This window comes from Micromonospora sp. RHAY321 (assembly GCF_023896955.1).
GTDB lineage: Bacteria > Actinomycetota > Actinomycetes > Mycobacteriales > Micromonosporaceae > Micromonospora.
In genome coordinates this window covers 155047-165743 of the sequence record NZ_JAMHIW010000014.1, presented here as the reverse complement: position 1 = coordinate 165743, position 10697 = coordinate 155047, and the positions used below count along the sequence as shown (strand labels likewise).

General features: G+C 72.1%; 8 protein-coding genes. 3 read left to right on the top strand and 5 right to left on the bottom strand.

All coding sequences use genetic code 11. The annotated features are described in order from the left end of the window. Nucleotides 1–909: NUDIX hydrolase (locus M8C17_RS24745; RefSeq protein ID WP_252418947.1), on the bottom strand; the 909-nt coding region annotated here is incomplete at its 3' end. 143 nt (nucleotides 910–1052) lie between these two features. On the opposite strand from M8C17_RS24745, the gene M8C17_RS24740 reads away from it, so the two are divergent. Further along, nucleotides 1053–1418 (top strand): PspC domain-containing protein, encoded by a 366-nt coding sequence (locus M8C17_RS24740; protein WP_252418946.1) that lies wholly within the window; start codon nucleotides 1053–1055, stop codon nucleotides 1416–1418. 7 nt (nucleotides 1419–1425) lie between these two features. Here M8C17_RS24740 and guaA read toward each other — a convergent pair whose 3' ends face one another. Next, nucleotides 1426–2982 carry a glutamine-hydrolyzing GMP synthase gene (gene guaA / locus M8C17_RS24735; RefSeq protein ID WP_252418945.1) on the bottom strand — a complete coding sequence of 519 codons (1557 nt, stop codon included), beginning with the start codon at nucleotides 2980–2982 and terminating at the stop codon, nucleotides 1426–1428. A 146-nt stretch (nucleotides 2983–3128) separates the two neighbouring features. Further along, nucleotides 3129–4826: an FAD-dependent oxidoreductase gene (locus M8C17_RS24730; protein WP_252418944.1), complete on the bottom strand. Its 1698-nt coding sequence runs from the start codon at nucleotides 4824–4826 to the stop codon at nucleotides 3129–3131. 143 nt (nucleotides 4827–4969) lie between these two features. Here M8C17_RS24730 and M8C17_RS24725 point away from each other — a divergent pair, with 143 nt between their 5' ends. Further along, on the top strand, nucleotides 4970–6091 hold the full coding sequence (locus tag M8C17_RS24725; RefSeq protein WP_252418943.1) for an LCP family protein: 1122 nt from the start codon (nucleotides 4970–4972) through the stop codon (nucleotides 6089–6091). 7 nt (nucleotides 6092–6098) lie between these two features. On the opposite strand, the gene M8C17_RS24720 is transcribed toward M8C17_RS24725, so the two are convergent. Both M8C17_RS24720 and M8C17_RS24715 read right to left on the bottom strand, forming a co-directional pair. Next, nucleotides 6099–7556, bottom strand: coding sequence for a M1 family metallopeptidase (locus M8C17_RS24720; protein WP_252418942.1), 1458 nt, complete (start codon nucleotides 7554–7556; stop codon nucleotides 6099–6101). Nucleotides 7557–7664: 108 nt separating this feature from the next. Continuing rightward, complete coding sequence (locus tag M8C17_RS24715; protein WP_252418956.1) at nucleotides 7665–9020, bottom strand: M1 family metallopeptidase; 1356 nt, start codon at nucleotides 9018–9020, stop codon at nucleotides 7665–7667. Nucleotides 9021–9481: 461 nt separating this feature from the next. Here M8C17_RS24715 and M8C17_RS24710 point away from each other — a divergent pair, with 461 nt between their 5' ends. Then, nucleotides 9482–10603 carry a sugar phosphate isomerase/epimerase gene (locus M8C17_RS24710; protein ID WP_252418941.1) on the top strand — a complete coding sequence of 374 codons (1122 nt, stop codon included), beginning with the start codon at nucleotides 9482–9484 and terminating at the stop codon, nucleotides 10601–10603. The last annotated feature ends 94 nt before the right edge of the window (nucleotides 10604–10697 follow it).

The window sequence follows — 10697 nt, the reverse complement described above, 5'->3', positions numbered from 1 at the left end:
GGTGAGGTGGTGGGTGGGGAGGGCGCCCAGTTCCTCGCGGGCGAACCAGCGGGCCTCGCAGGTGGAGCCACCCACGTCGGCCACGGTCAACGGGTCGGGCTTGTCGACCACCACGCGGTAGAAGGCGCGTACGCCGTGCCAGTCGATCGGGTAACCCTCCGGGCCGAGCGAGGCGGCGTCGCGGTGGCTGGCCACCCCGAGCAGCTCCACCAGTCGACCGGTCTGCCCGGTCTCCTCGACCAGTTCCCGGATCAGCGCCGCGCCGGGCTGCTCGCCGTAGTCGGTGCCGCCGCCGGGCAGATGCCAGCAGCCGGCACCCGGATAGCCGTCGGACACGCGGGTGAGCAGCACCCGGCCCGCCGGGTCGGTGCAGACCGCGTACGCGGCGAAGCGCTGCGCCCGGTGCAACCCGTCCGGGCCGGGCACCGCGTAGAAGGACGGGAACTCGGGCGCCTCGTCGGGCACCACGTCGGCCGAGGAGGCGGGCAGCCCCAGGGCACGCGCGGTGAACGAGCGCAGCGGCAGCTCACGCGCCTCGTCGAGCGTGTACCAGCGGGCCAGGTCGGTGGGACGGTCGCCGACCCGGTCGGCCAGCGTGCCGCCGCGCACCGCCACCCGGTAGATCAGCCGGTCGGTGTGGATGGTGATGCCGCGCTCCGGCAGCGCCCGCATGTCGGCGAGCACGTCGGCCAGGCCCGAGACGGCGACCGAGAGGCCCGTCTCGGTGGCGGTCTCCCGGACGACCGTGTGGTTCGGGTCCTCACCGTGGTCGACCGCCCCGCCGGGCAGCGACCACGCGCCGGGTGTGCCGGAGCGCTCCGATGCGCGGACCAGCAGGAACCGGCCATCTGAGTCAGCACAAACTGCGTATGCCGCGATCCTGCGGAGCGGCTCCAGCAAGGTGGTCACGGAAGCAAATTCTCCCCGGACCGGGTTACCGCAACGGAAAAGAGTCGGATTCCTGACTGTCCGACCCCGATCAGGGATCGGTCAGGGTAAGGATCCGGGCGGTCACCGAGGGCGGGCCGGCCACCGGCGCGGACCGTGGAGGCATGACATCGACCACCGCTCCCCGCGCCCCGTACAAGCAGCTCCGGCGACCCACCACCGACCGCATGGTCGCCGGGGTCGCCAGCGGTCTCGGCCGCTACTTCGCCGTCGACCCCACCCTGGTCCGAGTGATCTTCGCGGTCACCGGCCTGCTCACCGGCGGGCTCGCGCTGTTCGCGTACCCGATCATGTGGTTCCTGATGCCCGAGGAGCCCACCGGCGCGCCGGCGTGGCCGCACCCGGCGGGCGCCGCGCCGCAGGGGCCGCCGCCCACCGCCGGGCCCGCGCCCGGCGTGCCCGAGCCGGGGTACGCCCCGACCCCGCCCTACCCGCCGACGACCCCGTCCAGCACGCCGCCGGTCGGCTGAGGGGCGCTCACTCCCACTCGATGGTGCCCGGCGGCTTGCTGGTGACGTCCAGCACCACCCGGTTGACCTCGGCCACCTCGTTGGTGATCCGGGTGGAGATGCGGGCCACCACCTCGTAGGGCAGCCGTGACCAGTCGGCGGTCATCGCGTCCTCGCTGGAGACCGGGCGCAGCACCACGGGATGCCCGTAGCTGCGCCCGTCGCCCTGCACGCCGACGCTGCGCACGTCGGCCAGCAGCACCACCGGGAACTGCCAGACGCCCCGGTCCAGGCCGGCGGCGGTCAGCTCCTCCCGGGCGATCAGGTCGGCCTGGCGCAGCAGGTCGAGCCGCTCCTGGTCGACCGCCCCGATGATCCGGATGGCCAGGCCGGGCCCCGGGAACGGGTGCCGCCAGATCATCGCCTCGGGCAGGCCCAGCTCCAGGCCGAGCGCCCGGACCTCGTCCTTGAACAGCGTGCGCAGCGGCTCGACCAGCGCGAACTTCAGGTCCTCCGGCAGGCCGCCGACGTTGTGGTGGCTCTTGATGTTGGCGGTGCCGGTGCCGCCGCCGGACTCCACCACATCCGGGTAGAGGGTGCCCTGGACCAGGAACTCCACGTCGCCGTGCGAGGCGACCTCACGGGCGGCGGCCTCGAAGACCCGGATGAACTCCCGCCCGATGATCTTGCGCTTCTGCTCCGGGTCGGTGACCCCGGCCAGCGCGCCGAGGAACCGCTCCGCCGCGTCGACCACCTTCAGCTTGATGCCGGTGGCCGCCACGTAGTCCTTCTCCACCTGCTCGGCCTCACCGGCGCGCAGCAGGCCGTGGTCGACGAAGACGCAGGTGAGCTGGTCACCGACCGCCTTGTGCACCAGCGCGGCCGCGACCGCCGAGTCCACCCCGCCGGACAGGCCGCAGATGACCTCCTTGTCGCCGACCTGGGCGCGGATCCGGGCGACCTGCTCGTCGATGATGTTCTCGGGCGTCCAGGTCGGCTCGATGCCGGCGATGTCGTACAGGAAGCGGGTCAGCATCTCCTGGCCGTGCGCGGTGTGCCCGACCTCCGGGTGGAACTGCACCCCGGCGCGGCGACCGGCCAGGTCCTCGAACGCGGCCACCGGCGCGCCCGCCGACTCGGCGGTCACCGTGAAGCCCTCGGGCGCCTCGGTCACGCAGTCGCCGTGGCTCATCCAGACCGGCAGGTCGGCCGGCAGGTCGCGGAGCAGCACACCCGGGTCGAGGAGACGGGGGCGCAGCGGGGTGCCGCCGTACTCCCGGTTGCCGGTCCTCGCGACCGTGCCGCCGAGCGCCTGGGCCATCGCCTGGAAGCCGTAGCAGATGCCGAAGACCGGCACGTCGGCCGTGAACATGGCGGCGTCGATCTGCGGGGCGTCCGGCGCGTAGACGCTGGACGGGCCGCCGGAGAGGATGATCGCGGCCGGGTTCTTCGCCAGCATCTCGGCGACCGGCATCGAGTGCGGCACGATCTCGGAGTAGACCCTCGCCTCGCGGACCCGGCGGGCGATGAGCTGGGCGTACTGGGCTCCGAAGTCCACCACGAGGACGGGGCGAGGCAGGCTCATGTGGGCAAAGCCTACCGACAGTCACCGCCATCGCGGGCACCGGCTCACCGCCCAACCCCCTCCCCCCGCGATCTTGCAGTTGCTGCCCGCGCAAAAGCGATATTTCGCTCCTAACGGCGACCGAAACTGCAAGATCGCCGAGGTGGTCAGGGACGCAGCGCCGCCGGGGCGTCCGCCGGGACCGCCGGGTGGTGCGGGGGTACGGGTGGCAGGCGGCGGTACGGGGAGGCGAGCGGCGGGCGGGGGTCCTCCTCGCCCCTGTTGGGCCAGAACGACATGGCACGCTCGGCCTGGGCGGTGATGGTCAACGACGGGTTGACGCCGAGGTTGGCGGACACCGCCGCGCCGTCCACGACGTGTAGCCCGGGGTGCCCGTACACCCGGTGGTAGGGGTCGATCACCCCGTCGGCCGGGGTGGCCCCGATCGCCGCTCCGCCCAGGATGTGCGCGGTCATCGGGATGTCGAACGGCTCGGTGAGCGACCCGCCGGGCGTACCGCCGATCTCCTCGGCGAGCAGCCGGGTCGCCGTGTTGCCCGCCGGGATCCAGGTCGGGTTCGGCATGCCGTGACCCGGGCCGGTGACCAGCCGGCGGCCGAACACGCCGCGCCGCCACCGGGTGGTCAGCGAGTTGTCGACCGACTGCATCACCAGGGCGATCACCGTCCGCTCCGACCAGCCGCGCACCGACAGCATCCGGGCGGCCAGCCCCGGTTGCCGCACGATGCTGCCCAGCCAGCGCCGCACCCGGTGCGGGCCACCGTCGACCAGCAGCGACTGGAGCAGCCCCATCGCGTTGGAGCCGCGCCCGTAGCGCACCGGCTCGATGTGGGTCTGCGGGTCGGGGTGGAAGGAGCTGGTGATGGCCACCCCCTCGCTGAAGTCCAACCGCTCGGCCCATGCCCGCTGGCGCGGCACCGAGGCGCCCAGGATCGCCTCCGAGTTGGTCCGGGTCAGCTCGCCGAGGCGGGACGAGAGCCCGGGCAGCGCGCCGTCGTCCTTCATCGCGTGCAGCAGCCGTTGGGTGCCGAGCGCCCCCGCGGCGAAGACCACCTGGTCGGCGTGGATCACCTGGCGGCGGTGACGCAGCCAGGCGCCGGTGCGGACGGTGTGCACCTCGTACCCGCCGCCGGCCGCCGGCCGCACGGCGGTCACCGTGGTCAGCGGGTGCACCGTGGCACCCAGCCGCTCGGCCAGCCACAGGTAGTTCTTGACCAGCGTGTTCTTGGACCCGTGCCGGCAACCGGTCATGCACGAGCCGCAGTGCAGGCAGCCGGTGCGCTCCGGGCCGGCGCCGCCGAAGTACGGGTCGGCGACGCGCTGGCCGGGACGGCCGATGTGCACGCCCACCGGGGTGGAGTGGAAGGTGTGCGCCACCCCCATCCGCTCGGCCACCGCCCGCATGGCGCGGTCCGCGCCGGTGCTCAGCGGGTACGTGGTGACGCCGAGCATCCGCTTGGCCTGGTCGTAGTGGCGGGCCAACTCGTCGTGCCAGTCGGTGATGTCACGCCACTGGGGGTCGTCGTAGAAGGCCGGCAGCGGCTCGTAGAGGGTGTTCGCGTAGACCAGGGACCCTCCGCCCACCCCCGCTCCGGACAGCACGAGCACGCCGCCGCCGGATCGCCCGTCGGCCGGGCGGAGGAGGGTGAGCCGCTGGATGCCGTAGCAGCCCAGCCTGGGCGCCCACAGGAACCGGCGGAGGCGCCAGGACGTCTGCGGGAACTCGTCGTCGGCGAAGCGCCGGCCGGCTTCCAGCACGCCGACCGAGTAGCCCTTCTCGGCCAGCCGGAGCGCGGTGACGCTGCCGCCGAAACCAGACCCGATGACGACCACGTCATACCGCATGGACGCATCATTACCCGTGAGTAGCGCTCGCGCCAGCGGCAGTTTCACGCGATCATGCACCGGCCGACCGACCGCGCGCCTCCCGGCCGCAACCTGGAGCACCCGTCGGAGCGTTGTTCCGATACGGGTGGAAGGAAGCCAACATGAACCTCGGGTCCATGGCGCCGCGCCGACGGTGGCTGCTGCTGGGGTTGACGGCCCTCGCCATCGTCGCGCTGGTCGCGGCCGGAGCGGTGGTGGTCACCCGACTGACCGGTGACAGCAAGCCCGACCGGACGCCACCGGTGGCCGGCTCGCCGAGCGCGTCGCCGGTTGCCACGCCCACCCCCAGCCCCTCCGGTCCGCCGCCGGGCGCCGACATCACCGGTCCGCTCAACCTGCTGCTGGTCGGGGTGGACACCCGGGTAAGCGTGCCCGGCTGGGAGCCGCACGCCGACTCCGTGCTGGTGCTGCACGTACCCAAGGGTCTGGGCCGGACGTACCTCTTCTCACTCCCCCGGGACCTGCTGGTGGACATCCCGGCGTTCCCGAAGGCCGGCTATGCGGGTGGCAGGACCAAACTCACCCACGCGATGAGCTACGGCAGTCGCGTGCCGGGCAAGCCCAAGCAGCCGAACACCGCCCAGGGGTACGAGCTGCTCCGCAGCACGGTCAGCGGGTACACCGGGCTCCGCATCGACGCCGGCGCGGTGCTGACCTTCACCGGGTTCGACCGGCTGGTGAACGCCCTCGGCGGGGTGGACATCTACGTCGACCAGCGGGTCGCCTCCCTGCACCGCCGGCCGGACGGCCGCTACCGGGAGAGCGTGCCCGGCGGCTACACCGGGCCGCAGATGGTCTACGAGAAGGGCAACCGGCACCTCAACGGCTGGCAGGCCCTGGACTACGCACGGCAGCGCTACATCACCGGCGGCGACTACGCACGGCAGCGCCACCAGCAGCAGCTGATCCGGGCGATGACGCGCAAGATCCTGGACGAGGGCCTGGCCCGGCAGCCGGAACGGGTCGACCAGGTGGTCGCCGCGCTGGGCGACACCCTGATCTACGCCGGCGGCCGCCGGATCGTCGACCTGGCGTACGCGCTCAGCAAGGTCCCGGAGGACCGCTTCGTGCTGGTCGGCCTGCCCGGCTCCGGCGTCGGCAAGGGCAGCGCCTACCGAGGCGAGCAGCTCACCAGCGCCGGCCGGAAGTTCCTCACCGAACTCCGCGCCGGTCGCGCCGATGCCTACCTGGCCGCCAACCCCACCCTGGTCGTCAGGAACTGACCCCCGCTCAGAGCTTCTTCGGTGCGGCGGGCTTCTTGGTGCCGTACAGCCAGGCGTCGAAGAGCGCGTCGAGTTGCTTGCCGGAGATCCGCTCGGCGAGGGCCACGAACTCGGCCGTGGTGGCGGTGCCGTTGCGCTTCTCCGCCGCCCAGGTCTTGACGATCTCGAAGAACGCCTTGTCGCCGACGGCAACCCGCAGCGCGTGCAGCGTCATCCCGCCACGCTGGTAGACCGACTCGCTGAACAGCTCCTTCGCGCCCGGCTTGCCCGGCGGCGTCTTCCACACCGAGGCCGGCACCTGGGCGTACCGGACGTCGAACGCCTGCTCGGCCGTGAACTCCTTGGTGTGCTCGGCCCAGAGCCACTCCGCGTACGTCGCGAAGCCCTCGTTGAGCCAGATGTCCTCCCACTTGGCCAGCGCCACGCTGTCGCCGAACCACTGGTGCGCCAGCTCGTGGGCGACCACCTCGGTGTTCTCGCCGCGCCGGAAGAAGCCGGCGGAGTAGACGGGACGGCTCTGCGTCTCCAGCGCGTACCCGATCCGGCTGTCGGAGACCACCACGCCGCCGTACGCGTCGAACGGGTACGGCCCGAACACGCTCTCCAGGTAGTCGGCCACCTTGACGGTCTGGGCGATCGACCGGTCCGCGGCACCCTTGGCCACCGCGGTGGTGACCGCGCTGTAGACCGGCCGTCCCTTGTGCTCGGCGGTGGTGATCCGGAACTTGCCGATCACCATCGTGCTCAGGTAACTGGCCATCGGCGACTTCTCCGACCACTTCCAGGTGGTCCAGCCGTCCTTGCTGGCCTTGCCGCCCGGCACGCCGTTGCTGATCGCGGTCAGACCGTCCGGGACGGTGATCTCGAAGTCGTACGCGGCCTTGTCGGAGGGGTGGTCGTTGACCGGGAACCAGGTGCTCGCCGACTCGGGCTGACCCAGCGCGATGGCACCGTCGGAGGTGTGCAGGAAACCGCCCTCGCCGAGCGCCTCGTTCTTGAGCGGCTTCGGCACCCCCTCGTAGGCGATCTCGGCGACGAAACCGTTGCCCGTGATCAACCCGGCCGCCGGCTTGATCACCAGCTCGTTCTTCTCCCGGGTGTGGGTGGCCGGGGCGCCGTCCACGGTGACCGTCCTGACGGTCAGGCCGGCCAGGTCGAGGTTGAACGTCGACAGGTCGGCCGTCGCGGTGGCCTGCACGGTGGCCGTGCCGGTGAGCTGGTCCTCCGCCGGGTCGTAGCGCACCTTCACGGTGTACCGGCCGACGTCGTAACCGCCGTTGCCGTAGCTCGGGAAGTAGGTGTCGCCGACCCCGGCCGCGCCCGCGGTGAAGGTCCGCGACGGCGTCGGGGACGCGCTCGGCGACGGCGCCGCCTCCGGGGCGGCCGAGTCGCATCCGGACAGTGCGAGCGCCCCGGTCACCAGCAGACCGGCACCAACCCGCAGCCTGAACCGCGTCACCCGCATCACGAGCCTCCCCCGTACGGTGGCGGAGGCAGCCAGCGCCGCTCCGCACGAACGGCGACTTCCGGCCGATCGCAGGCGGCAGCCTATCGACCGATCATCACGGCCTCGTCACGGCAGGGTGGGTGCCGCGCCGCCCACCAGCCAGGCGTCGAAGAGCGGCCGCAACTGCCTGTCGGCCACCCGCTCGGCCAGCTCGACGAGGTCCGAGGTGGTGGCGCTACCGGCGGCCCGCTCGGTGGTCCAGGTCCGCAGGATGCGGAAGAACGCGTCGTCGCCGACGGTCCTGCGCAGCGCGTGCACGGCCAGCGCACCACGTTTGTAGACGGCGGTGCCGAACATCCGCTCCCGTCCCGGCTCGACCGACGGCTGTGACCAGTCGGTCGCCGCGTACTGGAGCTCGAAGTTGCGCTGGGCGGTCCGGCCGCCGTCGTGCTCCTCCCACAGCCACTCGGCGTAGCTGGCGAAGCCCTCGTTGAGCCAGATGTCGCCCCATTTGCTGAGCGACACGCTGTCGCCGAACCACTGGTGGGCCAGCTCGTGCACGACCACCCCGAGGTTGGGCCGGTCGCCGGTGAAGAAGGCCGGTCCGTAGACCGGCCGGGACTGGGTCTCGAGCGCGTAGCCGACGCGGTCGTCGGCGACCACGATCCCGCCGTACGAGTCGAACGGGTACGGGCCGAAGCGGGTGGCGAGGAAGTCGGCGATCTCGCCGGTGCGGGCCAGCGAGCGGGCGGCGCCACCGGTCGCCGGCAGGCTCGCCGCCACGGCGGTGACCATCGGTTGGCCGGCGTGCGTGCCGGTCACCACCCGGTAGTCGCCGATCACCAGTGTGCTCAGGTAGCTGGCCATCGGGGTGCGCTCCGACCAGCGCCAGGTGGTCCAGCCGCCGGCGCTGCTCCTCGGCCCGGGCACCCCGTTGCTCAACGCGGAGAGGCCGTCCGGGACGGTCACCGCCAGCTCGTAGCTGGCCTTGTCCGACGGGTGGTCGTTCACCGGGAACCAGGTGGCGGCGGAGTCGGGCTGGCCGAGCGCGACCGCGCCGTCGGCGGTGTGCAGGAAGCCGCCGCTGCCCAACTCGCCGTCGGTGACGGCGGTGGGCACGCCCGCGTAGTCGACGGCCACGGTGAACGGCCGGCCGCGCGGCAGCCCCTCGGGCGGGGTCACCACCAGCTCGTCGTCGGCGCGGCGGTGCTCGGCCCGGGTGCCGTCGACGGTGACCGCGTTGACCTGCAGACCGGCCAGGTCCAGGTTGAACCGGGACAGGTCCTGGGTGGCGGTGGCCGTGATGGTGGCCCGGCCGGTCAGCCGGTCGGTCGGCGGGTCGTAACGGACGTCCAGTTTGTAGTTCTTGACGTCGTACCCGCCGTTGCCGCGCCCCGGGACGTACGGGTCGCCCGCGTCGGCGGCACCGGGCCGGAACCCGTCGCGTCCGTCGCCCGTGCAGCCGGCCGCGCTGACCGCCATCGAGCAGGTGAGCGCGGTGACGGCGACTGCCAGCCAGCGCCGGGCCGGTGTCCGTCCGGTCAGGACCATGCACACTCCTCCTGCGACTCCCCGGTCACGCAGAGCGTAGCCAGCACCGCAGGCCACGAGGCCCATATCGACGATCATCAGTCACTTTCGTCGATACAAACAAAAGTTGGCGCTGATTCAACCTTTCTTTTGGCTTCGACCGACGTTAGTGTCTGACTCCAAGATGTAACGCGTTCGGAACATTCAAGCCGACCGCTACCGGAGACGGGGCCACCCCCGACGCGACACGCCGTGGCGGCGGCGTTGACCTGCCCCTTCGACTGCGCGGCACCGCACCGTCCCGGCGCTGCCGGGCACGCGGAACGGGCGCTCGGCGGCGCCCGCGACCTGACCCTCGTCGCACCTCTGCTGATCGTTATCGACGGCAAACCGCCGTCGCGAAAGGTGGAACAATGCCCGACCACACCGCACCCGACGCCTCCTCCACCGGCCGGCTCAGCCGCCGGTCCCTGCTCGCCGCATCCGCCGGCGCCGCCGCCGCGCTGGGCGCGGCCGGCCTGCCGGTCCTCGCCACCGGCACCCCCGCGCTCGCCCAGCCCAAGGACAAGGGGAAGAGCAGGCTGCGGGCCGAACCGCTGATCCCGTCGCGCAACCGCGGCATCATCCTCTACAGCGTCCGGGACCGGATCACCGCCGCGCCCGACGACAGCGGCGTGCCGTACGGCTTCGAGCGCGTCCTCGCCCGGCTCGCCGAGATCGGCTACAAGGAGATCGAGTTCGCCGGCTACACCCAGAACACCGCGATCCTCGGCCGGCAGATCACCCCGCGCGAGATCCGCAAGATCCTCGACGACAACGGCCTGGTCGCCAACGGCACCCACGCCTCGATCCAGGCGGCAACCTTCCAGCAGCAACTGGACATCGCCGAGGAACTCGGCATGAAGAACATCGGCACCGGCAGCGACCCGACCAACAGCGCGTACAAGGCCGACTGGGACGCCGCCGCCGACACCTGGAACGAGCTGGGCCGGCAGGCCCGCGCCCGGGGCATGCGGCTCTACACGCACAACCACGACGTCGCGTACAGCTTCCTGCTCGACTCCGGCCCACTGGACGCGCAGGGCCGCCCCACCCGCTCCTCCGGCATCCGCCGGCTGGAGTACTTCTTCGGCCGGACCGACCCCCGGTACGTCTTCTTCGAGTTCGACATCTACTGGGGCTACGTGGCGCGGTACAAGCACCAGAAGTACGTCGACCCGTCCGGCCGCGAGGTCACCGACCTGTTCGACCCGATCCTCAACGTGGCCGACCGGACCACCCGGTTCCCGCTCTTCCACGCCAAGGACGGCGACCGGGACACCAGCGTGCCCAACGGCCACCAGATGACCCCGCTCGGCGAGGGCGACATCAACTTCCAGCAGTTCTTCCAGACCATCGGCGAGCGGGACTTCCACCACGCCAACTGGGAGATGGACACCGCCCCCGGCGGCACCGCCAACCGGGCCCAGTCGCTCGACTTCGCGGCGCTCAGCTACCGCAACATGTCCGACCTGACCATCTACCTCAAGAAGTGACCTCCGGCGCGGCCGGCGTCCGCCCGACGCCGGCCGCGTCCCACTCCGCCGGCCACGCCGCCGGCGGCCGGTGACGGGCCCGTCGACACCGGCC

What these genes read in the sequence shown, in the direction of transcription:
- M8C17_RS24740 (WP_252418946.1), top strand. Translation starts at nt 1,053, where the DNA reads ATGACATCGACCACCGCTCCCCGCGCCCCGTACAAGCAGCTCCGGCGA.
- guaA (WP_252418945.1), bottom strand. Translation starts at nt 2,982, where the DNA reads ATGAGCCTGCCTCGCCCCGTCCTCGTGGTGGACTTCGGAGCCCAGTAC.
- M8C17_RS24730 (WP_252418944.1), bottom strand. Translation starts at nt 4,826, where the DNA reads ATGCGGTATGACGTGGTCGTCATCGGGTCTGGTTTCGGCGGCAGCGTC.
- M8C17_RS24725 (WP_252418943.1), top strand. Translation starts at nt 4,970, where the DNA reads ATGAACCTCGGGTCCATGGCGCCGCGCCGACGGTGGCTGCTGCTGGGG.
- M8C17_RS24720 (WP_252418942.1), bottom strand. Translation starts at nt 7,556, where the DNA reads ATGCGGGTGACGCGGTTCAGGCTGCGGGTTGGTGCCGGTCTGCTGGTG.
- M8C17_RS24715 (WP_252418956.1), bottom strand. Translation starts at nt 9,020, where the DNA reads ATGGCGGTCAGCGCGGCCGGCTGCACGGGCGACGGACGCGACGGGTTC.
- M8C17_RS24710 (WP_252418941.1), top strand. Translation starts at nt 9,482, where the DNA reads ATGCCCGACCACACCGCACCCGACGCCTCCTCCACCGGCCGGCTCAGC.